Source organism: Citrobacter sp. Cf087 (assembly GCF_030334285.1).
Classification (GTDB): Bacteria; Pseudomonadota; Gammaproteobacteria; order Enterobacterales; family Enterobacteriaceae; genus Citrobacter; species Citrobacter freundii.
In genome coordinates, this window is sequence record NZ_JAOWED010000022.1 from 568,660 (window position 1) to 592,514 (window position 23,855).

Sequence of the window (23,855 nt, forward strand, 5' to 3'; positions counted from 1 at the left end):
GGGGGGATTAGCGGCTGAGATGTTCGATAAGGGCCGGAACAACTTTGTAGATGTCGCCTACCAGGCCGTAATCGGCATAATTGAAAATAGGGGCTTTCTTGTCTTTGTTGATAGCAACAATGACTTTCGCGCCGTTACCACCGACCATATGCTGAATTTGTCCTGAAATGCCCAACGTCAGATAAAGGTCTGACTTCAGTAACACACCAGAAACGCCAATGTAGCGTTCGCGCTCCATCCAGTTTTCGCCTTCGGCGATCGGGCGCGAGCAGCCCACTTCTGCCCCCAGTACCGATGCCAACTGATGCACCATCTCCAGATCGTGTTGCGCAACCAGGCCGCGACCCACGCCAACCACACGTTTGGCTTTACTGAGGTCCACGCTGCTCACGGATTTAGCGCGACGTTCCTGGCACATAATTTTATGAAGCGGTGCGATGTAAGCTACTGGGACAACAGGGCAGTTGTACGAGGCGTTTTCCGCTACAGGTTCAAGCAGGCCAGGGGCAAGAGTGATAATTGCCAGCGCGCTTTTGATTTTTTCTTTGCCGAATGCCAGCCCACCATACATTCGGTGCTCTGCGAACACTGTGCCATCCTCAAGAGTCACCGATATTGCGTCGTTCACCATCGCGGCATTGAGTTGGATGCTTAACCGTGCCCCAAGTGATTTCGCGCGCTTTGTGGCTGGCATCAACAGCATTCCGGCGTGTTCTTGCATCAGCGCCGCGATGGTTTCGGCGTAATTTTCTACACGCTGTAAACCGGAGGGGGCTTCGAGCACGATTATTTCATCGGCACCCAGAGGTTTAACCTGATTAGCCTGTTCGCTGCCTTGTACAATAAGATGGACATGCTCACCCCACTGACGCGCGCCGGTCATTAATTCTGCATAGCGTTCTACGTTATCGCTGAACACCCATACGTTAGCTAATTTACTCATGACAATTTCTCTCCGTTGAGCTTAGTTCAGGGCTTTTTTCAGGTGTTCAGCCAGTTCGGCAATGGCTTCAGCCGAGTCATTTTCCAGAATGATATGCTTACGTTCCGTTTGTGGCGGTACGGTGAGGCTTACCAGTTCCGCTAACGGTGACGCAGGCGTCCAGCCAATATTGCTGGCTTGCCATGGTGTGACGGGCTTTTTACCCGCGCCGAGAATGGCTTTCATTGAGGGAATACGCGGCGTGTTGATATCCGAGGTTACGCAGAGTACGGCGGGGAGCGGCAGGTCGATCACTTCAACCTCGTCTTCCAGCACGCGCTCAACCACAATGCGGTCGCCGTTACGTTGGATGTTGCTGACGGCGTTAATCACCGGGAGTTGCAACAGTTCGCCAACCAGTAAGCCAACCTGTTGGGCATAGATATCCCCCGATCCTTCTCCGAACAGCATCAGGTCGAAATTCATATTTTTGGCCGCGCAGGCCAGCGCCTGAGCGGTGTCGCGGGGCAATGAATGCTCCAATTGCGGATCCTGCACCATGAACAAACTGTCCGGTCCACGTGACAGCACGTCTTTACGCACTTTGGAATTTTGCAGTAGCGATCCGCCCACGGTTAAAGCGACGATTTCATCACCCTCCGCACTCAGTTGCGCCGCGGCCTCAATCGCATTCAGATCAAACTGGCTGATTTTGGCATCGGCCCGGTCAAAGTTAAGCGAATGCTGTGGGGTAACAACAATGTCCTGTTCTTCAGGCACCAACTTAAAGCAGGTTATTATTTTCATGGCATCTCCAGTCATCCACAGTAGGGAAAATTAACTGAAAATAGTTTGCGGCAGAGAGGGGACAGTTTTCGACGGGGCAATCTGTTTTCATTCCCAACAATCTTGCAAAAAAAAGTGCTGCGGGAATGCTTGTTTTATAAACGAGAGCTCGGCCTTGTGTACTGAAGAGAAAAAAGAGCAAACAAACCAGGGAAGGATAATTGCGAAATGCATCATGTTTTTTATCGTTTTTACGCTTAATTTGTTTCTGATATGTAAATTGTTAATGTTGAATTAATAACATTTATTCTTTTCGTTTTTTATCAAACGGAAATAAACGTGGAAAACAACGCAATGAGGCAGGAGGTATCATCTTGCAGTCGACGCAAATAATTTTGTTTCGCCAGCAAGGAATAACGTTGTATAACGTTATTATCGTTTTCACTTTTCGATATTCATTATTCACAAAATTACTGCCTTTAGGTGGAGGTTGTCATGTATCAACGCTGCTTTGATAATGCCATTGAGACCCTTTTTGAGCAGGGGAAAACGCCGAGATTTTCCCGATTCGTCATTAGCGATGATCCTAACTGGGAGTCCGGACATCATGTTCATGATAATGAAACGGAACTTATCTATGTTAAAAAGGGGGTTGCAAGATTAATCATCGACTCTTCGCTGTATGTCGCGCATGCCGGGGACATTGTGGTGATTGAGCAAGGGCGATTGCATGCGGTTGCATCTGATAGCAGCGCACCTGCTACCACTTACACCTGCGCACTCTACGGTTTCCGGTTTAACAGTTGGCAGGACAATCAGCTATTGCAGATGCACTCGTGTCCGGTCATTAGCGTCAGCCAGGGTAAAGAGGTTATTAAGAGTATTTTTAATGAGCTGGGGGTGATGCTCCCGCAGAGCAAGAACAACCTGACGTCTTCCGCTTATGACGCATTCGCGTATGCATTAACCGTGTTATATTACGAAAACTTTAAAAATGCTTACCGCTCTGAACAGGGATATATTAAAAAAGATGTCTTAATTAAAGATGTATTGGTCTATTTAAATAACAACTTCCGCGAAAAAATTACTCTCGAACAGTTATCTAAAAAATTCCGCGCCAGCGTGAGCTATATCTGCCATGAATTTACCCGCGAGTATCGTATATCACCCATCAATTATGTTATTCAACGGCGAATGACAGAAGCGAAATTTTCCCTGACCAATACGGAGGCCTCGTTGGCGGAAATTTCGTGGCGGGTAGGGTATGAAAACGTCGATCATTTTGCCAAACTTTTTCAGCGGCATGTGGGGTGTACTCCCAGCGATTATCGTAAGCAGTTTAAAAATAACCTTGCTGAGCAGGAATGCTTGATGCCTGAAGTTTGATTCTCCCGCACCGTCCCGGATAGCGTATCTGCGCTATCCGGTCAGTTATACCGCTTACTTATTCTGATAATCCTTTAGGATTTGGCGACCCGCGACGTAAATCATGATTTCATCGGTACCACCGCCAATGCGCTCACAGCGGACATCGCGCCAGAATCGGGATACGCGTGCTTCATCGGTGTAACCCAGTCCGCCCATGATCTGAATTGCGTCGTCAATCACTTCCATTGCCGTACGTGCACAATACAGTTTTGCCAGTGCCGCACTGGTTCGCAGCGACTGTTCCTGATCGGCCTGCCAGGCGACCTTCAGCACCATATTGCGCATGTTTTCAATTTTGATTGCCATCAGCGCCAGTTTTTCCTGGATCATCTGGTTATGACCGATCGGCTTACCAAATGCGATGCGCTGGTTAGCGTAGCGGGCGGCATCTTCGAAGGCGCATTCGGCAAAACCCGTGCTGCGCGCGGCGTTGATCAGGCGTTCCATTTCGAAGTTGTACATTACGTTGAGGAAGCCCATGCCTTCTTCGCCGACCATATCGCTTTCGTCCACTTCAACGTCATCAAGATAGACTTCGCAGGTGCTTAACATGTGCCAGCCGATTTTATGCAGCGGGTTAACCTTAATGCCCGTTTTCTTAGAATCCACCCACCACAACGTAAAGGCTTTCTTCGGATCTTTCGGCTCCGGGTCGCGAGCCAGTACCAGCATGTACGGATACTCTTTAGCGCCGGTGATAAACGTTTTTTGTCCGTTGAGATACACCTTGCCATTTTTGCGGGTGTAGCTGGTGGTGGCACTATTATTATCGGAGCCTGCTCCCGGCTCGGTTAATGCCAGCGCATACGCCGGATCGCCCGTTTCCATGGTGCTTTCTGCTGTTTTACGCAGCTGCTCGGCGGAGCCAAAACGTCGCATGCTGTGGATGCACTGACCGTTAGTGATCAAAAAAGCGGGCGCGCCACATTTTGACACTTCCATCAGCGCCAGCATCTGGGTGACGTAATCAGCCGGGATGCCGCCAAACTCTTCCGGAACGCCCAGCATCGAAATGCCGTTGTCCGCAAGGGCTCGCATAAATTCCTTCGGATAAGTCGCCGTCTGATCGCAGGTACGGAAATACTCCTCCGGGAAATTGCTGGTAATCAGCTCACGAATGCTGGCAAGCAACAGTTCTTGTTCTTCAGTTAATGAAAAGTCCATCAGGGTACTCCTTTTAATTGGCTGCGTCGGGTAATACAAAGCCCATCGAGGCATCGATAAATAATCTTTCGTCCATCAATTTCAGGTCTGGGGAAATAATCGGTGTGAAATCCATTTTGTCCAGGATGTCTTCCTGTAAAGAGACTCCCGGTGCTATTTCGATTAAATGAAGACCATCTGCTTTTAACGTAAATACAGCGCGTTCAGTGATGTAACGCACATTAAGTCCACGTTCGAGGGCAATTTTTCCGCTGAAAGTCACTTCAGGTAATTCATTAACGAATTTTTTCACCCGACCTTCCTGCACGATATTTAACTTACCGTCCGCAACTTCCGTTTTCAGACTTCCGGCAGTTAACGTGCCGCAGAAAATAATTTTTTTGGAAGTGGCGCTAATATCGATAAAACCGCCGGTACCCATGATTTTGCCATTGAATTTGTGTACGCCGACGTTGCCGTGGCGATCCACTTCGGCAAAACTTAAATAGCACACATCCAGCCCACCACCGTGATAGAAGTCAAACTGGGACGTCATATCCAGAATGGCGCGAGTGTTGACGTTGGCACCGAAAGCAATGCCTTGAGAGGTGATGCCGCCAATCGGACCCGTTTCGACTGTCAGAATAAAATCGTCAGCACAGCCTTCTTCGCGCGCGACGAGACCAATGCCATCGGCAATACCTACGCCAACGTTGCCGACCGCACCTTTGCGCATTTCAAACAGGGCGCGTCGGGCCACCAGTTTACGCTGATTGAGCGGCAGGGCAGTTTGTTGGCTGTCATCGAGCACAAAATCGCCAGAGATAAAGCGGTTAACCGGCGCACCACCGTACAGTTGCGTTTGGTCGGGGTCGATGACCACAATATCGACCAGATAGCCGGGAATACGTACCGACTTCGGATGCAAAGTGGCTTTCTTCACCATTTTTTGCACCTGCATCATAACGATGCCGCCGTTATTGTGTACGGCCTGGGCAATCACCAGCGCATCAAGATACATAACTTCATCTTCAAAGGTGGCATAGCCTTCGCTGTCACAGGTGGTGGCGCGAATAAAGGCGATGTTTGGCGCAATGGCTTTGTAATACAGGTACTCTTTGTTATCAATTTCCACCAATTTGATCAGATCTTCGGTGGTCACTTCATTCAGCTTACCGCCCTGTTGGCGAGGGTCAACAAATGTACCGATGCCGATATCACTGAGGATCCCAGGCTGGTGGGCTGCCGATGCACGCAGGGTTTGGGTTAATACGCCCTGAGGATAGTTATAGGCGGCAATTTTATTTTGTTCCGCCAGGTCGGAGATTCGTGGTGATTGTCCCCAGTGTCCGCATAATGCCCATTTGACTAAGCCTTCCTGTGCCAGCGGGCTAATTCCCCGGTCGGCACGGTCACCCAGACCCGTAGGGCTAATCAACGCTAGATTCCGTGGTGACTGAGAATTTTTATATTTTTCAGCCAGCGCGTTAATTAATGTTGTTGCTTCGAGAATACCGCCACCTGCACCTAATACACAAAGAGTTGCTTCATCAGGAATATAATTAACTGCATCTGCTGCGGATAATACAGGTACCCGACCATCTATACGATTTGGTCTTGAAAATTTCATGTGAACTCCAGATTATATGCGTGCGACTACCTGTCGCTATATTCGACAATAATATTGTGAGTTATTTAATAAAGTTTAATCATCGGCCAGATATCCGTGGTTAGACGAATATCTGGGGTAGGGCATTACTGATATTAATATGGATATATCTGTAATTAAGCCTGATGCAATATTGTCAATACAGTACGCAGGTCGGTGACCGAAATTTGTCCTGGGGCGGAGGCTTTTTTTACTGCCCCAAAGGTTGCCGCTGAACCGAAAACTTCACCAGACAGACGTGAAATCACCCCTGTTTTAGCCATCGACATGGTGATTATCGGGCGATCGGCATAGCGTTCTTGCATTTCCAGCGTGGCGCTAAGCAGTGTCAGAACATCCGCTTTATTTTGCGGCATCAAGGCAATTTTGGGGATGTCTGCGCCTAGTTCCTGCATTTTACGCAGGCGCTGGACAATCTCTTCTGCAGCTGGTGTCTTATGAAAATCGTGATTGGACATAATCACAAAGACATTTTTCGCGTGCGCATGCTCGACGGTCGCTTTGACCAGTTCGTCTCCGGTAAACAGTTCCAGATCGATCATATCTACCAGACCGCTGTCTACCGCCGCGCGGTTAAGTGCAATATAGTTTTCGACAGACAGTGCCTGTTCACCGCCTTCTTTGGCGCTGCGGAAGGTGAAAAGTAGCGGTTTGTCCGCTATCACATCGCGGATGGCGCGAGCCGCTTCCAGCACGGCATCTGTGGAAGAGACATCGCCGAAATGGTCAACGCGCCATTCCAGAATGTCGAAATCCGCTTCGCGATAGGCCAGCGCTTCGCTTTTTACCGTTGCGATGTCTATACCCATCAGCGACACAATGATCTTCGGCGCACCATCGCCAATAACGAGATTTCTTACGGTTACGGTTTTCATTGATTACCCTTTAACTATTCTACAAATGCTTGCCCGTCAGGCGGCAAAACCCATAACCTGTTTCACATACTCCAGCGGGAAATCTTTCCCGGTCCAGAGCTTGAACTGTTCAGCCCCTTGCCATAACAACATGCCGTAACCATCAATTGTTTTGCAACCAGCACTTTGTGCCTGCTGCAATAATTTGGTCATATGCGGGTTGTAGACGCATTCGGTTACCAGCAGTTCCGGACGTAGCAGGGAAGCGTCGGTCACGAGAGATTCATTTTCCAGCGGCTTCATGCCGACTTTTGTTCCGTTGGTTAAAATATCCGCGCTGGCAAGTGCGTCAGCAAAAGCCTGGCGATCGGCGAGATCGATAACAGTGACCACGCAGTCGGTGTTTTCATTGACGCGTTTGGCAAACTCCTGCGCTTTGGCAAAAAACTCATCCTGGCGGTTAAAGAGTTTAATTTCTTTGATGCCTTCAATCGCTGCCTGTGCACCAATGGCTGTCGACGCACCGCCTGCGCCCAACAGTACCATGGTTTTACCTTTGATATCGAAACCACTTTCCTTAATTGCACGAATATGACCCGTGCCATCGGTATTGTAACCACGCAGGTAACCATCATCATTGACGATAGTATTAATTGCACCGACCAGTTTGGCGGCAGGTGTTAATTCATCAACATATTCACATGCTAGCTGCTTGTTGGGCATTGAGACCCCTGTACCACGCATCTTTAAGGCCTTCAGCCCGGCAATTGCATTAGCAAACGTTGAGTTATCGACTTCAAATGCCATATAAGTGAATGGCAATCCCGCTTTTTCTAATGCCTTATTTTGCATTTCAGGCGACAGACTGTGTCTGATAGGGTAGGCCATCAATCCAATTAGTTCATATTTAGCAGTTACGTCCATTTGATACTCCTTCTAAACAATTTATTGAAAATAACGTTCGCCCAACCGCACATCATTTTTGGGGATATCAAATACGCGGTAGTAACGAATAAAGACGATGATGGCGGTGATGAAGGCCAGCAGAGCAAATGCAAAGTCCAGCAAAATGATGTACTGCAGACCAATGTTAGAGAGGTATCCGGTGATTAATGGGATAATAAAGTTGGCTACGCCACCCATCATCATATAAATACTGGTGACTTTGGCTTTGCTCTTGGGAAAGAATTCAGACATCACCGAGACACCGAGCTGTAAAATACCGCCAGCGGCAGAGAATCCAATGAGAAATGAACCGACGTTACACACCAGCGGAGAGGGATATAAGTAGATGACGGCTGCGGTGATGGTTGCCAGCCCGGCGTTAAACACATTTGCCCAAATAGGTCGAACCCATTTTTTTAACAGAGCGGCAAAAATAAATACGCAGACCAATGATCCCATACTGTAGTAAGAGATTGTCTTCAGTGCGTCAGATTCTGCCATGCCGGCAAAGGCCATCGCATATTTTGGCATCCAGACCACGATGACGTAAAAAGTCGAAAAGGCAGCAACACCAAACATGACGGATGCCACACCTTCCAGCCAGACCAACGGTTTACTGTTCATCTGTGGCAGATCTTTCGCGATGCCAGCATCCACCATCTGGCCAGGGAAGCGACTTCTTAGCAGCATCAAGGTAATGACGACAAACAACGCACCCGGGATAATGACCGCATAACCGTACCAGATATGGTTTAGCAGCATGGTGCTGACGACGATGGGGTAGATCATCTGCCCAAACGAGACCATAGCTTTCACCAGGATAACGGCTGAGCCAGAGGCTTTAGGGAAGCATTCCATTAACGCCGGGTACCCGCCGGTATCCAGTGCCGAGTTTGCCACGCCAACGCAAACGGCCAGAATAAAGGCAATCATCAGATTAGGGCTGGCGGGAATACCGAAGAAGAACAGTATATAAAGAATAGCGCCTAACAGAATGATAGCCCGACGACCAAATTTATCTGAGAGCACGCCAAAGAATAAGATGCTCACCAGTCGCCCCAGACCAATGCCTGAAATCAAATAGGCAATTCCTGCATTGTCGGTGGAAAACTTTTCTGCAAGAGAGGTCATGTTTTGCGCCAGTGTAATGACGCTAATGCCGTGTAGGAAATAACTTAAATAAATACAGATTATCGCCAAAAGAAATGGCGTATTAAAGGTCTTGCTTTGAGACATTTTCACAACTCCTTGCGGATTTTAAAATTGTTCTGTGCTCGTCGATATTGTTTAAATTGCGGCGACCTTGTAATTAATATACTGGGCGGCAACCACAGAACCTACATAGCATGGCGTTTAAGTTACCAGGTATATTGCATAACACACTGTGAAATCGAACTCTGCCAGCCAGTGTTTTGCTGATGTTTTAAAACTGAAGTCAATTATTTTGCAGAAGAGGGGAACAATATTGCATCCACGCTTATTTTACGGCTTGTATCATCTTTAGCTGATGTTTTGACGTGATGTGGCTGCGATAACCAATAAACAACGCCAACAGGAATCCAACAGCGGCTATGCCAGTATCAAACCACATGATGTGAGCAATACTGGTTTCAGAGAGTTTTGCTGTTATCAATGGAATGGTGAAGGTCGCAATGCTGCCCGCGCTGTAGTAAATACCGGTCGCTTTGCCCTTCGCATGCGGAAAGCGTGCGGCCATCAGCGTTAAACCGATTTGCACAACGCCCCCTGCGGAAGAAAAACCGATGACAAACGCAAAGATAATGACAACGATAGGTGTCGGATGCAGACAAACCATCAGCAGTGCGACAAATGAGATAAACGTATACAGCATCAGCATCGATGTCGCGCGTTCTGCTTTTCGCGCCAGCGGGGCGGTGATCAGCACGCACAGTAGAGAGCCGCAGGTATAAATGCTTAACAGTTTGATAGATAACGTATAGGACATTCCGGCGACAAACTGTCCGTATTGCGCCAGCCACTGGCTTACCAGGTAAAATGTTGCCATTGCGATGTAGCCGTACAGGGTGTAACTGGCAAGGTCGAGCAGGGAGCAACGATGTTTAGATTGTCCGGTTTCCCGTTCAGCCGGTTGAGCCCGGATGACGGTATGAGGCCCGGGATGTGGCGGAAACCGACAGCGAAATAAAAACACACCGTTGAGTATCATTACGGCTGCCGCCAGCAGGAAGGACCAGCCAAACCAGATTTCGGCCCATACCAGCAGACTGATAATCATTGGCAGCAGGAACTGACCGCTGGAGACGAAGGCTTTTATCAAAATATTGGCCGTGCTGGGTGAACGGGGGAATGCCTCCATCAAGCTGGGATAGGTTCCGGCATCGAGAAAACTGTTTGCCATTCCCGCTAAAAAACCAAAAGCATAGGCAAGAAAAATACTGTGAGTATTTATGATGCCAATAAAGAAAATCAGGTAGCAGGTCATACCAAGGATAATAAATGGTCTGCGACCATAGCGATCGGAAAGCATCCCTGCTACTAATAAAACGCTTAAGCGGCCGATACCGAGTGAGGAAATAACAATCGAGACGCCCGCGGTATTGGTTTGCCACTGTTGTTCCAGTGAAGACATATTGAGGCTCATCAGAATGACCCCCATGCCGTGCACCAGGTAATTTAGGTACAGCCCTATCGCAGTGGAGAAATAGGTGTTTTTCATAATGTGTTACTCAGCGAAGAGGCTAAATAGGTATGGCGTTGCGATCTCTTAACACATACGCTCGAGATCGTGAGCATAGAGTTCAACAGCTGCCGACTGATAGATTTTCCAGTCGAGAAAACCATCGTGGTGATAAACCGCCTGAAAAGCGTTCAGATCGGGGAAAAAACGCATGGTGTTATTACCAATGCGGTTATTTATTTTGTCGATAATTGCATTAATTCTTAACTTCCTCTTGGCTTTCATTTCTGAACAAATGCGGACAATGTCGTCTGGAATTTCTCTTTCACCCTTTTCCCATTGTTGCCAGGCGACAACATTGTCATCGTGCGCGATATACCTGGCGCTTTCTTCCACCGTCATAGCAAAAATATGGCGGATCGCCTGTAGCTCTAATGCGTTCATTATTTGGTCGCTTCATAAAAGACGGTGGAATAGTAATAACATTGCTGTGGATATTTCGGCTTGAAGAGAGTCACAGTATTTTGTGCAATATTATTTGGTCCTTGACGGGGAAGATAATGTGTTAGTGCGTTAAGGTTGGTGGAGTGGCGCGCGAAGGACAAAAAAAAGCCCATCGTGGGAGATGGGCAAAGACTACACACAGCAATTCGTTGTTTCACTCAGGGGATTTCCATGCTTATAAATCAATGTGTTGATCTAAAGCCATGGGCTAATAGTAGGCATACTGATTTTTTACGTCGATCAGATTCATCTCAATAGTTTAAAAACTGTAAAGAATTTGCGACACAAATGAGTATTGAAAGAGGGACGAAGTTGGTTCTAATCCCGTAAGAGGGAGGGATTGATTAGTATTGTTAAACAATCAGGCGGCGTTGCCGCCTGATGTTGGATTACTTATTGCGTTCGATTTCAGCAATTTCTTCGAGGATTTCATCCGGATTGGTACCTGGCGCAGGGGCTTCGTTTACCCAGGCGGAGAACAGACGCCAGGAAACGGCCAGTACTACTGGACCGATAAACAGACCAATCATGCCGAAGGCAATCAATCCGCCGATGACTCCGGAGAGAATCAGGAGCAGTGGCAAATCGGCACCCATGCGAATCAGCATCGGTCGAATCACGTTATCCAGTGTTCCGACCACGCCGCTCCACACCAGCAGCACGGTGCCCCAGGTTGAATCCCCCGTCCAGTATAGCCAGATAATGGCCGGAATCAGTACCGGTAGCGGCCCAAGTTGCACCAGACATGACAGGATCATCAATACCGCCAGCAGTGTGGCATACGGCACACCGGTTACCGCCAGACCAATACCCCCGAGCACTGCCTGTACCAGAGCGGTGACCACAACGCCTAATGCGACGGCGCGAATGGCTTGTGCTGCCAGCAGAATGGCAGCATCTCCACGTTTTGAGGCAAGACGGCAGGCGAAGTGACGAATACCTAATGCGACTTGTTCACCGCGCCAGTACAACAGGGCACTGAACAGCAGCATCAGGCCACAGTGCATCATAAAGCGGCCGATATGCGCGGCCTGACCGACGAACCAGGTGGTGGTGGTGCCGATATAAGGACGAACCTTGGCCATAATCGCCGAACCGCCCATATCCAGTAAGCTGTGCCATGCGCCATACATTTTGGCACCCACCAGTGGAATGCTGTTCAACCATGCCAGATCCGGTAGTGTCATATCACCTGCGGTTACGGCATGGATCAGCGGCCCACTGCCATCGACGATGCTGTTAACCAGCAGCGCGATGGGGATGATGAACAACAGCACCAGCAACAGCGTCATCACCAGTACGGCAAGTGAACGGCGTCCCCAGAGCAATTTTTGTAAGCGTAGCAGGATAGGCCAGGTTGCAATGACAATCGTGCCTGCCCAGGCAAAACCGAGGATAAAGGGCTGAACAATCCAGAGACAGGCCACAATCAGGATGGCTAAAAACAGCACCGATAGCAGCACTTGTGCAATATCCCTGGGCTGACGGAAATTTACCATAAATACTTTTCACCTTTGTCTTTGCGCCAGAACGTTGACGCGACGTGAATACTTAAATCACACCCTGTAATGATGAGCAATTTCAGCGGTTTTGAACAGGCGGATTCTGCCTGTAAATCTGCTGAGCGTATTAGAAAAAAATGTGATACAACAAACAAAGCAACACGCAAACGATTAAATTCACAACACAGACCGCAGGAAAGGGTCACTATAATGATTCCACAAATTTCTCAGGCACCAGGTGTCGTTCAACTGGTGCTCAACTTTTTGCAGGCGCTGGAGCAGCAAGGATTTACGGGCGATACGGCAACGAGCTATGCCGATCGTCTAACAATGTCGACGGATAACAGTATTTATCAGCTGCTACCTGATGCTGTCGTTTTCCCTCGTTCAACCGCAGATGTGGCGCTAATCGCCCGTCTGGCGGCAGAACCGCTTTTCTCGTCGTTGATTTTTACCCCGCGCGGCGGCGGCACCGGGACCAACGGTCAGGCGCTGAACCAGGGCATTATTGTTGATATGTCCCGCTATATGAGCCGCATTATTGAAATCAACCCGCAAGAAGGTTGGGTGCGGGTAGAAGCCGGGGTGATAAAAGATCAGCTCAACCAGTTTCTGAAGCCTTACGGCTATTTCTTTGCCCCGGAATTATCCACCAGTAACCGGGCAACACTCGGCGGGATGATCAACACCGATGCATCCGGGCAAGGATCGTTGGTTTACGGTAAAACTTCCGATCATGTGTTGGGCATCCGTGCGGTGCTGATGGGCGGTGATATTCTTGATACTCAGCCAATGCCGATCGAGCTTGCCGAAATGCTGGGGAAAAGCAATACCACCATTGGCCGCATCTATAAGACCGTTTATGAACGTTGTCGCGATAACCGACAGCTGATCATGGATAAATTCCCGAAACTTAATCGCTTCCTGACCGGGTACGATCTACGGCACGTCTTTAACGATGAGATGACCGAATTTGATTTAACCCGCATTCTCACCGGCTCTGAAGGTACGCTGGCGTTTATCACCGAAGCCCGTCTGGATATCACCCCGCTGCCAAAAGTCAGACAACTGGTTAACGTCAAGTACGACTCTTTCGACTCGGCGTTGCGTAATGCGCCGGTGATGGTGGAAGCACGCGCATTGTCGGTAGAAACTGTTGACTCCAAAGTACTCAATCTGGCGCGGGAAGATATCGTCTGGCACTCGGTAAGTGAATTGATTACCGATGTACCTGATAAAGAGATGCTGGGTCTGAACATTGTAGAGTTTGCCGGTGACGACGAAGTATTGATTAATTCGCAGGTCAGCGCACTGTGTGAACGTCTGGATGGCTTAATCGCTCGTCAGGAAGCGGGTGTCATTGGCTGGCAGCTGTGTACCGAACTGGCGGGAGTCGAACGAATTTACGCCATGCGCAAAAAGGCAGTCGGTCTGCTGGGCAATGCAAAAGGTTCCGCGAAGCCAATTCCGTTTGCCGAGGATACCTGCGTTCCGCCGGAGCATCTGGCGGACTATATTGCCGAGTTCCGCGCGCTACTCGACAGCCACGCCCTGAGTTACGGCATGTTTGGTCACGTAGACGCAGGCGTGCTGCATGTCAGACCGGCGTTGGATATGTGTGACCCGCAGCAGGAAGTGCTGATGAAACGCATTTCTGATGATGTTGTGGCGCTGACGGCGAAATATGGCGGTTTGCTGTGGGGCGAGCATGGGAAAGGTTTTCGTGCAGAATATAGCCCGGCGTTCTTCGGCGAGGAGCTGTATCGCGAACTGCGCAAAGTGAAATCGGTGTTTGATCCGCAAAACCGGCTGAATCCTGGGAAAATCTGTCCACCGGAAGACGTAGATGCGCCGATGATGAAAGTGGACGCGGTGAAACGCGGAACGTATGACCGTCAGATCCCTCTGGCCGTACGCCAGGAGTGGCGCGGGGCAATGGAGTGTAACGGCAACGGGTTATGCTTTAACTTCGATGCGAAAAGCCCTATGTGTCCGTCGATGAAAATCAGCCTCAACCGTATTCATTCGCCAAAAGGGCGAGCCACGTTAGTGCGTGAATGGCTGCGTTTGTTAGCGGATCGCGGGATTGACCCAATACAGCTGGAAAAAGAGCTACCGGAAAAACGCGCCAGTTTACGTTCGCTGATTGCCCGTACCCGCAACAGCTGGCATGCGCGCAAGGGTGAATACGATTTCTCACACGAAGTAAAAGAGGCGATGTCAGGTTGCCTGGCGTGTAAAGCCTGTTCCACCCAGTGTCCAATTAAAATTGATGTACCGGAGTTCCGTTCGCGCTTCCTCCAGCTGTACCACACGCGTTATCTGCGCCCGTTGCGCGATCACATGGTGGCGACCGTTGAGAGCTATGCGCCGTTAATGGCACGAGCGCCCAAAACGTTTAACTTCTTCATCAACCAGCCGCTGGTGCGAAACCTGGCTAAAAAGCACATTGGAATGGTTGATTTACCTCTGTTGTCTGCACCGTCGCTGCAACGCCAACTGGTGGGGCATCGCTCCGCCAATATGACGTTGGAACAGCTCGAATTACTCAGCCTTGAGCAAAAAGCCCGTACGGTGCTGGTGGTGCAGGACCCTTTCACCAGCTATTACGATGCGCAGGTGGTTGCTGACTTTATACGTCTGGTAGAGAAGCTGGGCATGCAGCCGGTACTGCTGCCGTTTTCGCCAAACGGCAAGGCGCAGCACATTAAAGGCTTCTTAAACCGTTTTGCCAAAACGGCGAAAAAGACATCCGAGTTTCTTAACCGGGTAGCGAAGCTGAATATTCCGATGGTGGGTGTTGATCCGGCGCTGGTGCTTTGTTATCGCGATGAATACAAGATGGTGCTGGGTGAACAACGGGGGGATTTCCATGTGTTGCTAGCCAACGAATGGTTATCGAAAGCTGTGGAAGCACAGCAGCCAGTCGCTGTTGGCGGTGAACCGTGGTATTTCTTTGGTCACTGTACCGAAGTGACGGCCTTGCCGGGCGCGCCTGCACAGTGGGCGGCTATTTTTGCTCGCTTTGGCGCAAAGCTGGAGAACGTCAGCGTGGGATGCTGTGGTATGGCTGGCACCTACGGCCACGAAGTGAAGAATCACCAAAACTCATTGGGGATCTATGAGTTATCATGGCACCAGGCAATGCAACGATTGCCACGTAACCGTTGTCTGGCTACCGGGTACTCCTGTCGCAGTCAGGTTAAACGCGTTGAAGGTACGGGCGTTCGCCACCCATTACAGGCACTGCTGGAGATTATAGGATGATCTGGAAACGTGAAGTCACACTCGAGGCGCTCAATGCCATGGGTGAAGGAAATATGGTTGGGCTGCTCGATATTCGTTTTGTGCACATTGGTGACGATACGCTGGAAGCTACAATGCCGGTGGACCATCGCACCAAACAACCCTTTGGGTTGCTGCACGGCGGCGCATCCGTGGTGCTGGCGGAAAGTATTGGTTCAGTAGCGGGATACCTGTGTACTCAGGGTGAGCAGAAAGTGGTGGGCCTGGAGATCAACGCCAACCATATCCGTTCTGCGCGGGAAGGGCACGTCAGGGGCGTATGTCGCGCGTTACATACCGGCTCTCGTCACCAGGTTTGGCAAATAGAGATCTTCGATGAGCAGGGACGATTGTGCTGTACTTCGCGTCTGACGACCGCAATTTTGTGATGCATATTGCTTTTGGTCATTATCTGCACAGGGAATGGTGTTATACTGTGCAGGTTTTGAACACAAGCGAGGATGATATGTCTACCCAATTAGACCCTGCCCAACTGGCAATAGAATTTTTACGTCGTGATAAAACCGATCTTTCACCGGCTCAGTACCTGAAAAGGCTGAAACAGCTCGAACTGGAGTTTGCTGATTTACTGGCGCTCTCCTCGATGGAACTGAAAGAAGAGATCTATTTTGCCTGGCGCATGGGCGTTCATTGATTCCGGTATGCTTATCGTAACGAAACCCCGACACGTGTTCGGGGTTATTTTTGCCTTAAATCTTCATTACCACTTCATCTCACCGCTGTTAACCTTCGCACTTAGTTCCAGCGAGCTTGCGTCTGCCAGACCTGGCCATGCTGCCGTCATGGTTTTAATCACATAATCCGATCCTTTCTTCGCCCCTAACACCTGCTCAAACGACTGCAAATAGTCCTGGGTGAAGCGAATAGCTTTATCGCCGGTTGGGCGTTCGCCAATGTAATGACCCGGGACCACTTGAGTGGGCTGTAAGCTCTGCATTTCGCTCAGTACGTTACGCCATGTACTACGCTGTTCTTCAGATTGTGTATCCGCCGTCCAGACGTGAATACCTGAAGCCACGCCTGTGCCGCCAATAATGGCCCGATTCGCCGGGATCCAGATATACGCTGCATAATCGTTGGAGTGACGCAGTTCCAGCGGTTCACCATCAACCGTGAACTGCGTTTGCGTCGTCGCCTGCGGAACGGTGAGCGATGTTGGCGCGCCGTCCTTCATTTGCGGGCCCCAGAATTGCAGTTTGGCCTCTTTGGTGGCGCGGATATGGTCTACCACCTGCGGTGTTGCCAGAACTTTTACCTGTGGGAAAGCGTTGACGATAGGTTGCAGACCGAAATAGAAATCCGGATCGCCGGAAGTGATCACGATAGCCTTCAGCGTTTTACCGCTGGCGCGAATCATCTGCACCAGCTGTTCGCCATCTTTGGTGCTGAACTGGGCGTCAAACAAAATCGCCTCTTTGGGGCCAGACACCAGCGTCGAAGAGACCGGGAAAATACCCTTCTCCTGCGGATTATAGACGTTCAGCTGTAGCGGTGCGGCGAAAGCTGAAGACGCAAACAGAGGTAACAGCAGGGCCAGAGATTTAACTTTCATACCAGGTAACCTTATGCAGGGAATTGTCTTTTGATAGTTCCCGTATTTTAAGCATATTCGTATCTGTTAGAATTCCCTCATTAGGACATGCTGAGTTTCATAAAACGATCGGATGGGATGCAATGGACAGAGTGATGGCGGCAATGGTATTTAATCATATCTGTGATTTGGGCAGTCTGAGCGCCGCTGCACGTGCATTGGGGCTTTCCCGTCCGATGGTCAGTCGTTACCTCGACGAGATGGAGAAATGGGCAGGCGCAAGGCTTATTCATCGCTCATCGCGTCGCTTAACGATCACGCCAGCGGGTGAAGAGGCATTACTGAAAACGCGTTCTCTGGCGCAACTTTCGCTGGATATTGGTGCCGCCAGTGGCGCGCAAATTCCCTCAGGCACGCTACGTGTGGCCTGCGCCCATTTTACCGCCATGCATATTCTTGCTCCGGTTCTGCCGGCGTTTATGGAGCAATATCCGCAATTACGTATTGAGGTGGAGATCAATAATCAACCGGTAAGCCTTGTGGGGGAACGCATCGATGTGGCGATCCGCATAACGGATAATCCCGAGCCAGGAACCATCGCCCGTCGGTTGGGCGACTGTAAATCGGTACTTTGCGCGTCCGCAGATTATCTGCATCAACATGGCACGCCTGAGACAGTCGACGATCTCACTCGGCACAATTGCCTGTACTACAGCGGTTTTGCCGGACAATCCTGGCACTTTTTGGATGCCCAGGGGCAGTCTGTCTCCGTTGCAATCAAAGGGAATTTGAGTGCAGGGATCTCTTCGCTGCTCTGCGAGTCGGCGGTGGCAGGAATGGGGATCGCGTTGGTGCCAGAACTGGAAGCGCAGGAAGGGCTGGCGCAGGGAGCGTTAATTCGATTACTGCCAGAACTTCAACCTAAATGCTTACCAATTTATGGCTTATACCTTTCTCGGGAGCATCAGCCTGCGGGGCTACGTTTGCTGCTGGATGCGCTTAGTGGGGCGGCGCAATGCTAAAAAGGTAGCTAAACGTGCTCACAAAATAGTCAAACCGCAAGTTGTGTTAAAAAAAACTTAACGGTGTATGAGATTATTCTTATCGTCCCTTCAAGAGCTAAGCCATTGTGAGTGCCGGAGATAAGCGCCGGATGGGGCCGGAACCCTTAAGCCTGCCAGCAAGCAGACTTAAGGGTTTTTTGTCATTAGCATATTATTTGAATAGTTGTTTTCCCTGTTTTTATCCCTACCTATCCCTTAAATAGACATTATCTATACATCTTTTAATCTTTGACCTGCCTGAACGATTAGATTTCTATAATCCATTATTAATCAATGCATTGAACAAATAATTCCATTCCTGTAAACCCTCGCTGCAGGGTCTATGCTTAGTAAAAGTAGTCAAAAAGGGCGGTTAACCCGAATGCCCCTGCTGTTGAGGGGTTGAAGTGATAATCATTATCACTAACATGTTGTTATAGCTTAAAAGCTAGTGACTCGAGGTAACCCTATGGAATTGCATTCAGGAACATTTAACCCGGACGATTTTGCCTGGCGTGGACTGACGTTAACACCTGCGGCTGCGGCGCATATCCGTGAACTGGTGGCAAAGCAACCCGACATGTTGGGCGTACGCCTGGGCGTGAAGCAAACGGGATGCGCGGGATTCGGCTACGTGCTGGATACCGTGCGCGAGGCCCAAAAAGACGATCTCCTGTTTGAAACGGATGGCGCCAGACTGTATGTGCCTTTACAGGCGATGCCGTTCATCGACGGCACAGAAGTCGATTTCGTTCGCGAAGGATTAAATCAGTTATTTAAATTTCATAACCCGAAAGCCCAGAACGAATGCGGCTGTGGCGAAAGTTTTGGGGTATAGGCGGTACTATGTCTCGTAATACTGAAGCAACTGACGATGTCAACACCTGGGCTGGCGGGCACCTTAATTACAAAGAGGGCTTCTTCACCCAACTGCAAACCGATGAGCTGGCGAAAGGGATCAACGAAGAGGTCGTGCGCGCGATTTCGGCAAAACGTAATGAACCCGACTGGATGCTGGAATTCCGCCTGAATGCCTTTCGGGCATGGCTGACGATGGAAGAGCCGCACTGGCTAAAAGCGCACTACGACAAGCTGAATTATCAGGAGTACAGCTATTATTCCGCACCGTCCTGCGGTAACTGCGATGAAACCTGCGCATCTGAGCCGGGAGCGGTGCAGCAAACGGGGGCGAATGCGTTTTTAAGCAAAGAGGTTGAGGATGCCTTTGAACAGCTTGGCGTACCGGTCCGTGAAGGCAAAGAGGTGGCGGTTGATGCTATTTTTGACTCGGTATCGGTGGCGACCACCTATCGCGACAAACTGGCGGAACAGGGCATTATTTTCTGTTCGTTCGGTGAGGCGATTCACGATCATCCTGAGCTGGTAAAACAATATCTGGGCACCGTGGTTCCAGGTAATGACAACTTCTTTGCCGCGCTGAATGCAGCGGTGGCATCTGACGGCACGTTTATTTATGTACCGAAAGGCGTGCGTTGCCCCATGGAACTGTCGACCTATTTCCGTATCAATGCAGAAAAAACCGGGCAGTTTGAACGCACCATTCTGATCGCGGATGAGGGCAGCTACGTCAGCTATATCGAAGGCTGTTCGGCCCCGGTGCGCGACAGCTATCAGTTGCATGCCGCGGTGGTAGAAGTCATCATCCACAAAGATGCCGAAGTGAAATACTCGACGGTGCAAAACTGGTTCCCCGGGGATGGTAACACCGGCGGCATTTTGAACTTCGTCACCAAGCGCGCTCTGTGCGAAGGTGAAAACAGCAAAATGTCGTGGACGCAGTCGGAAACCGGCTCGGCCATTACCTGGAAATACCCAAGTTGCATTTTGCGTGGCGACAACTCTATCGGCGAATTCTACTCCGTGGCCCTGACCAGTGGTCATCAGCAGGCCGATACAGGCACCAAGATGATCCACATCGGTAAAAACACCAAATCGACCATTATCTCGAAAGGGATCTCCGCCGGACACAGCCAGAACAGCTATCGCGGTTTAGTGAAAATCATGCCGACCGCCACCAACGCCCGCAACTATACCCAATGTGACTCGATGCTGATCGGGGCGGATTGCGGAGCGCACACATTCCCATATGTGGAGTGTCGTAACAACAGCGCCCAGCTCGAGCACGAAGCCACGACGTCGCGCATTGGCGAAGATCAGCTGTTTTACTGCCTGCAGCGCGGTATCAGCGAAGAGGATGCCATTTCGATGATCGTGAATGGTTTCTGTAAAGACGTGTTCTCTGAACTGCCGCTGGAATTTGCCGTGGAAGCGCAAAAACTTCTCGCCATAAGTCTTGAACACAGCGTCGGTTAAAATTTAAGGAAAGCACATGTTAAGCATCAAAGATTTACAGGTCAGTGTGGAAGATAAGGCGATCCTGCGTGGGCTGAGTCTTGAAATTCGCCCCGGAGAAGTGCACGCCATTATGGGGCCAAATGGTTCCGGGAAAAGTACGCTTTCCGCCACCCTGGCCGGACGTGATGACTATGAAGTCACCGGCGGGACGGTAGAATTCAACGGTAAGGATTTACTGGAACTGTCACCGGAAGACCGGGCCGGCGAAGGGATCTTTATGGCATTCCAGTATCCGGTGGAAATCCCCGGCGTCAGTAATCAGTTTTTCCTGCAAACGGCACTGAATGCGGTGCGCACCTACCGTGGTGAAGAGTCGCTGGACAGGTTTGACTTCCAGGATCTGATGGAAGAAAAAATTGCGTTGCTGAAGATGCCGGAAGATTTGCTCACGCGTTCGGTCAACGTTGGTTTCTCCGGCGGTGAGAAAAAGCGTAATGACATATTGCAAATGGCGGTGCTGGAGCCTCAGTTGTGCATTCTGGATGAGTCGGACTCCGGGCTGGATATCGATGCGCTGAAAATCGTCGCAGACGGCGTGAACTCACTACGCGACGGGCAACGTTCATTCATTATCGTCACCCATTATCAACGCATCCTGGACTATATCAAACCCGATTATGTTCACGTTCTCTACCAGGGGCGAATAGTGAAGTCCGGTGATTTTACGCTGGTCAAACAACTTGAGGAGCAAGGTTATGGCTGGCTTAGCGAACAGCAGTAACGTGCTGCAACAGTGGCACCATCTGTTTGAAACGCAAGGTGAGACGCGCTCGCAACATGCCCAGCAGCATCTGCAGCAGATGCTGCGTCTGGGGCTGCCAACGCGTAAGCATGAGGACTGGAAATACACGCCGCTGGAGGGGTTAACCAATAGCCAGTTTGTCAGTCATGTCACTGAGATAACGTCAGCCCAGTGTGAAGCGTTAGCGCCGGCAATTGATGCCATACGACTGGTATTTGTCGACGGGCAATTCTCTCCAACGCTGAGCGACAGAGTGGAAGGTAGTGGTTTTGACATTACCATTGACGATGCGCGCCAGATGCTGCCAGCGGCTATCCAACCGGAAGTGTTTCTGCACCTGACCGAAAGCCTGTCGCGTAGCGTCACTCACATTCAGGTGAAGCGTAACCAGCGCCCAGCGAAACCGCTGCTGCTACTGCACATTACCCAGGGGCTGGCGGGCGATGAGGTGAACACGGCGCACTATCGCCACCATCTGGAGCTGGCGGAAGGCGCAGAAGCCACCGTTATTGAACACTATGTCAGCCTCAGCGAGCTTCGCCATTTCACTGGCGCACGTTTAACCATGAATGTCGCGGCGAATGCGCACTTGCGCCACATCAAACTGGCGTTTGAGAACCCACAGAGCCACCATTTCGCGCACAATGACATTCAATTGGGGGCGGATGCCACGGCCGCCAGCCACAGTTTTTTACTCGGTGATGCGGTGCTGCGTCATAACACCAGCACCCAGCTTAACGGCGAAAACACCACGCTTCGGCTCAACAGCCTGGCAATGCCGGTGAAAAATGAAGTCTGCGACACCCGCACCTGGCTTGAGCATAACAAAGGATATTGCAACAGCCGCCAGCTGCATAAAACGATAGTCAGCGATAAGGGGCGGGCGGTATTCAATGGCCTGATCAACGTCGCTCAGCACGCTATTAAAACCGATGGCCAGATGACCAATAATAATTTGCTGCTCGGTAAACTGGCGGAAGTGGATACCAAGCCGCAGCTTGAAATCTATGCCGACGACGTGAAATGCAGTCACGGGGCGACGGTAGGGCGGATCGACGACGAGCAGATGTTCTATTTGCGTTCGCGCGGGATCGGCCAGCAAGATGCCCAACAAATGATTCTCTATGCGTTTGCCGCTGAGCTAACGGAAGCCCTGGGCGAGGAAACGCTGAAACAACAGGTACTGGCACGGATCGCCCAACGCTTGCCGGGAGGCGTAGCATGACATTTCCCATTGAAAAAGTGCGGGCCGATTTTCCGGTTCTGACGCGTGAAGTGAATGGTTTACCGTTGGCGTATCTGGATAGCGCGGCCAGCGCGCAAAAGCCGAACCAGGTGATTGATGCCGAAGCCGAGTTCTACCGTCACGGCTATGCGGCGGTCCACCGCGGTATCCATACGCTGAGCGCTCAGGCTACGGAAAAAATGGAGAATGTGCGCAAGCTCGTTTCGCTGTTTATTAACGCCCGCTCCGCCGAAGAGCTGGTGTTTGTTCGCGGTACGACGGAGGGCATCAACCTGGTGGCGAACAGCTGGGGCAGCAGCAATGTGCGGGCGGGCGATAACATTATCATCAGCGAAATGGAGCACCATGCCAATATTGTGCCCTGGCAGATGCTGTGTGCCCGCGTAGGTGCAGAACTGCGCGTTATCCCGCTCAATGCCGATGGTACGTTGCAGCTGGAAACGCTGCCGACGCTGTTTGACGATCGCACGAAGCTGTTGGCGATTACCCACGTATCTAACGTGCTGGGCACGGGAAACCCGTTGGGTGAGATGATCGCGCTGGCGCATCAATACGGCGCGAAAGTGCTGGTGGATGGTGCGCAGGCGGTGATGCATCATCAGGTGGATGTGCAGGCGCTGGATTGCGATTTTTATGTTTTCTCCGGGCATAAACTTTACGGTCCAACCGGTATTGGCGTTCTGTATGCCAGAGAGTCGCTGCTGCAGGAGATGCCGCCGTGGGAAGGCGGTGGTTCAATGATTGCGACGGTGAGTTTGAGTCAGGGAACGACGTGGGCCAAAGCGCCCTGGCGGTTTGAAGCCGGAACGCCGAACACCGGGGGCATTATCGGACTCGGCGCGGCTATTGAATATGTTTCAGCGCTGGGGCTGACTGAAATCAGCGAATATGAACAGTTCATAATGCGCTATGCGTTGGAGCAGCTGGCGGATGTGCCGGATTTAACAATCTACGGACCGGATAACCGTCTGGGTGTGATTGCGTTTAACCTCGGCAAGCATCACGCCTATGACGTCGGGAGTTTTCTCGATAACTATGGCATCGCCGTGCGGACGGGGCATCACTGCGCAATGCCGCTGATGGCCTTTTATAACGTTCCCGCGATGTGCCGGGCGTCGATTGCAATGTATAACACCCATGAAGAAGTGGATCGCCTGGTAACGGGCCTCAAGCGTATTCACCATTTACTGGGCTAACAG

21 protein-coding genes and 1 other RNA gene are annotated in these 23,855 nt (G+C 50.5%); 10 read left to right on the forward strand and 12 right to left on the reverse strand.

The window, feature by feature from the left end:
• Window positions 1–7: 7 nt before the first annotated feature.
• Together OGV57_RS04830 and OGV57_RS04835 are read right to left on the reverse strand one after the other, a co-directional pair.
• Window positions 8–943 (reverse strand): electron transfer flavoprotein subunit alpha, encoded by a 936-nt coding sequence (locus tag OGV57_RS04830; RefSeq protein WP_054528317.1) that lies wholly within the window; start codon window positions 941–943, stop codon window positions 8–10.
• Between the two features lie 21 nt (window positions 944–964).
• Complete coding sequence (locus OGV57_RS04835; RefSeq protein WP_003843472.1) at window positions 965–1,729, reverse strand: electron transfer flavoprotein; 765 nt, start codon at window positions 1,727–1,729, stop codon at window positions 965–967.
• 474 nt (window positions 1,730–2,203) lie between these two features.
• Between OGV57_RS04835 and OGV57_RS04840 the strand changes: the two genes are divergently transcribed.
• The gene (locus OGV57_RS04840) at window positions 2,204–3,094 is read left to right on the forward strand and encodes an AraC family transcriptional regulator (RefSeq protein WP_003836612.1); all 891 of its coding nucleotides are present in this window, start codon (window positions 2,204–2,206) and stop codon (window positions 3,092–3,094) included.
• A gap of 54 nt (window positions 3,095–3,148) precedes the next feature.
• On the opposite strand, the gene OGV57_RS04845 is transcribed toward OGV57_RS04840, so the two are convergent.
• The 9 genes from OGV57_RS04845 to ydiK form a co-directional block, all read right to left on the reverse strand.
• Entirely contained in the window at window positions 3,149–4,300 is a 1,152-nt protein-coding gene (locus tag OGV57_RS04845) for an acyl-CoA dehydrogenase (RefSeq protein ID WP_054528318.1), read from the reverse strand.
• Between the two features lie 13 nt (window positions 4,301–4,313).
• On the reverse strand, window positions 4,314–5,909 hold the full coding sequence (locus tag OGV57_RS04850; RefSeq protein ID WP_054528319.1) for an acyl CoA:acetate/3-ketoacid CoA transferase: 1,596 nt from the start codon (window positions 5,907–5,909) through the stop codon (window positions 4,314–4,316).
• Window positions 5,910–6,064: 155 nt separating this feature from the next.
• The gene (gene aroD, locus OGV57_RS04855; RefSeq protein ID WP_003836605.1) at window positions 6,065–6,823 is read right to left on the reverse strand and encodes a type I 3-dehydroquinate dehydratase; all 759 of its coding nucleotides are present in this window, start codon (window positions 6,821–6,823) and stop codon (window positions 6,065–6,067) included.
• 36 nt (window positions 6,824–6,859) lie between these two features.
• Window positions 6,860–7,726 carry a quinate/shikimate dehydrogenase gene (gene ydiB, locus OGV57_RS04860; RefSeq protein WP_003836604.1) on the reverse strand — a complete coding sequence of 289 codons (867 nt, stop codon included), beginning with the start codon at window positions 7,724–7,726 and terminating at the stop codon, window positions 6,860–6,862.
• A gap of 21 nt (window positions 7,727–7,747) precedes the next feature.
• On the reverse strand, window positions 7,748–8,983 hold the full coding sequence (locus OGV57_RS04865; protein ID WP_003836601.1) for an MFS transporter: 1,236 nt from the start codon (window positions 8,981–8,983) through the stop codon (window positions 7,748–7,750).
• A 241-nt stretch (window positions 8,984–9,224) separates the two neighbouring features.
• On the reverse strand, window positions 9,225–10,445 hold the full coding sequence (locus OGV57_RS04870) for an MFS transporter (protein WP_049002403.1): 1,221 nt from the start codon (window positions 10,443–10,445) through the stop codon (window positions 9,225–9,227).
• Window positions 10,446–10,493: 48 nt separating this feature from the next.
• Window positions 10,494–10,850, reverse strand: coding sequence for a YdiL family protein (locus tag OGV57_RS04875; protein ID WP_016150137.1), 357 nt, complete (start codon window positions 10,848–10,850; stop codon window positions 10,494–10,496).
• A gap of 157 nt (window positions 10,851–11,007) precedes the next feature.
• An RNA gene (rprA, locus tag OGV57_RS04880) (antisense sRNA RprA) lies at window positions 11,008–11,115 on the reverse strand.
• A 184-nt stretch (window positions 11,116–11,299) separates the two neighbouring features.
• Entirely contained in the window at window positions 11,300–12,409 is a 1,110-nt protein-coding gene (gene ydiK, locus OGV57_RS04885; protein WP_003030544.1) for an AI-2E family transporter YdiK, read from the reverse strand.
• 213 nt (window positions 12,410–12,622) lie between these two features.
• Between ydiK and ydiJ the strand changes: the two genes are divergently transcribed.
• The 3 genes from ydiJ to OGV57_RS04900 all read left to right on the forward strand — a co-directional run bounded on the left by ydiJ (window position 12,623) and on the right by OGV57_RS04900 (window position 16,352).
• Complete coding sequence (ydiJ, locus tag OGV57_RS04890) at window positions 12,623–15,679, forward strand: D-2-hydroxyglutarate dehydrogenase YdiJ (RefSeq protein WP_003836595.1); 3,057 nt, start codon at window positions 12,623–12,625, stop codon at window positions 15,677–15,679.
• Window positions 15,676–16,086, forward strand: coding sequence for a 1,4-dihydroxy-2-naphthoyl-CoA hydrolase (gene menI / locus OGV57_RS04895; protein ID WP_003030541.1), 411 nt, complete (start codon window positions 15,676–15,678; stop codon window positions 16,084–16,086). The genes ydiJ and menI overlap by 4 nt, the downstream gene beginning before the upstream one ends.
• Window positions 16,087–16,163: 77 nt before the next feature.
• Window positions 16,164–16,352, forward strand: a complete 189-nt coding sequence (locus OGV57_RS04900) for a YdiH family protein (protein ID WP_003836591.1) — start codon at window positions 16,164–16,166, stop codon at window positions 16,350–16,352.
• Window positions 16,353–16,418: 66 nt separating this feature from the next.
• On the opposite strand, the gene OGV57_RS04905 is transcribed toward OGV57_RS04900, so the two are convergent.
• On the reverse strand, window positions 16,419–17,270 hold the full coding sequence (locus tag OGV57_RS04905) for a Vmh family MBL fold metallo-hydrolase (RefSeq protein ID WP_044712276.1): 852 nt from the start codon (window positions 17,268–17,270) through the stop codon (window positions 16,419–16,421).
• 122 nt (window positions 17,271–17,392) lie between these two features.
• On the opposite strand from OGV57_RS04905, the gene OGV57_RS04910 reads away from it, so the two are divergent.
• From OGV57_RS04910 to sufS, 6 genes are all read left to right on the forward strand, one after another.
• Window positions 17,393–18,271, forward strand: coding sequence for a LysR family transcriptional regulator (locus tag OGV57_RS04910; protein WP_016150140.1), 879 nt, complete (start codon window positions 17,393–17,395; stop codon window positions 18,269–18,271).
• Window positions 18,272–18,761: 490 nt separating this feature from the next.
• Entirely contained in the window at window positions 18,762–19,130 is a 369-nt protein-coding gene (sufA, locus tag OGV57_RS04915; protein WP_003029385.1) for a Fe-S cluster assembly scaffold SufA, read from the forward strand.
• A gap of 8 nt (window positions 19,131–19,138) precedes the next feature.
• Window positions 19,139–20,626, forward strand: a complete 1,488-nt coding sequence (gene sufB, locus OGV57_RS04920; RefSeq protein WP_054528320.1) for a Fe-S cluster assembly protein SufB — start codon at window positions 19,139–19,141, stop codon at window positions 20,624–20,626.
• Between the two features lie 16 nt (window positions 20,627–20,642).
• Window positions 20,643–21,389 carry a Fe-S cluster assembly ATPase SufC gene (gene sufC / locus OGV57_RS04925; protein ID WP_003029383.1) on the forward strand — a complete coding sequence of 249 codons (747 nt, stop codon included), beginning with the start codon at window positions 20,643–20,645 and terminating at the stop codon, window positions 21,387–21,389.
• A complete protein-coding gene (sufD, locus tag OGV57_RS04930) occupies window positions 21,364–22,635 on the forward strand; it encodes a Fe-S cluster assembly protein SufD (RefSeq protein ID WP_054528321.1) in 1,272 nt (423 codons plus the stop codon). Before sufC ends, sufD begins: the two co-directional genes overlap by 26 nt.
• Window positions 22,632–23,852 carry a cysteine desulfurase SufS gene (sufS, locus tag OGV57_RS04935; protein WP_054528322.1) on the forward strand — a complete coding sequence of 407 codons (1,221 nt, stop codon included), beginning with the start codon at window positions 22,632–22,634 and terminating at the stop codon, window positions 23,850–23,852. The genes sufD and sufS overlap by 4 nt, the downstream gene beginning before the upstream one ends.
• The last annotated feature ends 3 nt before the right edge of the window (window positions 23,853–23,855 follow it).

What these genes read in the sequence shown, in the direction of transcription:
- OGV57_RS04875 (WP_016150137.1), bottom strand. Translation starts at nt 10,850, where the DNA reads ATGAACGCATTAGAGCTACAGGCGATCCGCCATATTTTTGCTATGACG.
- ydiJ (WP_003836595.1), top strand. Translation starts at nt 12,623, where the DNA reads ATGATTCCACAAATTTCTCAGGCACCAGGTGTCGTTCAACTGGTGCTC.
- OGV57_RS04845 (WP_054528318.1), bottom strand. Translation starts at nt 4,300, where the DNA reads ATGGACTTTTCATTAACTGAAGAACAAGAACTGTTGCTTGCCAGCATT.
- OGV57_RS04905 (WP_044712276.1), bottom strand. Translation starts at nt 17,270, where the DNA reads ATGAAAGTTAAATCTCTGGCCCTGCTGTTACCTCTGTTTGCGTCTTCA.
- OGV57_RS04910 (WP_016150140.1), top strand. Translation starts at nt 17,393, where the DNA reads ATGGACAGAGTGATGGCGGCAATGGTATTTAATCATATCTGTGATTTG.
- sufS (WP_054528322.1), top strand. Translation starts at nt 22,632, where the DNA reads ATGACATTTCCCATTGAAAAAGTGCGGGCCGATTTTCCGGTTCTGACG.
- aroD (WP_003836605.1), bottom strand. Translation starts at nt 6,823, where the DNA reads ATGAAAACCGTAACCGTAAGAAATCTCGTTATTGGCGATGGTGCGCCG.
- OGV57_RS04850 (WP_054528319.1), bottom strand. Translation starts at nt 5,909, where the DNA reads ATGAAATTTTCAAGACCAAATCGTATAGATGGTCGGGTACCTGTATTA.
- sufA (WP_003029385.1), top strand. Translation starts at nt 18,762, where the DNA reads ATGGAATTGCATTCAGGAACATTTAACCCGGACGATTTTGCCTGGCGT.
- menI (WP_003030541.1), top strand. Translation starts at nt 15,676, where the DNA reads ATGATCTGGAAACGTGAAGTCACACTCGAGGCGCTCAATGCCATGGGT.
- sufD (WP_054528321.1), top strand. Translation starts at nt 21,364, where the DNA reads ATGGCTGGCTTAGCGAACAGCAGTAACGTGCTGCAACAGTGGCACCAT.
- OGV57_RS04865 (WP_003836601.1), bottom strand. Translation starts at nt 8,983, where the DNA reads ATGTCTCAAAGCAAGACCTTTAATACGCCATTTCTTTTGGCGATAATC.
- OGV57_RS04840 (WP_003836612.1), top strand. Translation starts at nt 2,204, where the DNA reads ATGTATCAACGCTGCTTTGATAATGCCATTGAGACCCTTTTTGAGCAG.
- sufB (WP_054528320.1), top strand. Translation starts at nt 19,139, where the DNA reads ATGTCTCGTAATACTGAAGCAACTGACGATGTCAACACCTGGGCTGGC.
- OGV57_RS04900 (WP_003836591.1), top strand. Translation starts at nt 16,164, where the DNA reads ATGTCTACCCAATTAGACCCTGCCCAACTGGCAATAGAATTTTTACGT.
- OGV57_RS04830 (WP_054528317.1), bottom strand. Translation starts at nt 943, where the DNA reads ATGAGTAAATTAGCTAACGTATGGGTGTTCAGCGATAACGTAGAACGC.
- sufC (WP_003029383.1), top strand. Translation starts at nt 20,643, where the DNA reads ATGTTAAGCATCAAAGATTTACAGGTCAGTGTGGAAGATAAGGCGATC.
- OGV57_RS04870 (WP_049002403.1), bottom strand. Translation starts at nt 10,445, where the DNA reads ATGAAAAACACCTATTTCTCCACTGCGATAGGGCTGTACCTAAATTAC.
- ydiB (WP_003836604.1), bottom strand. Translation starts at nt 7,726, where the DNA reads ATGGACGTAACTGCTAAATATGAACTAATTGGATTGATGGCCTACCCT.
- OGV57_RS04835 (WP_003843472.1), bottom strand. Translation starts at nt 1,729, where the DNA reads ATGAAAATAATAACCTGCTTTAAGTTGGTGCCTGAAGAACAGGACATT.
- ydiK (WP_003030544.1), bottom strand. Translation starts at nt 12,409, where the DNA reads ATGGTAAATTTCCGTCAGCCCAGGGATATTGCACAAGTGCTGCTATCG.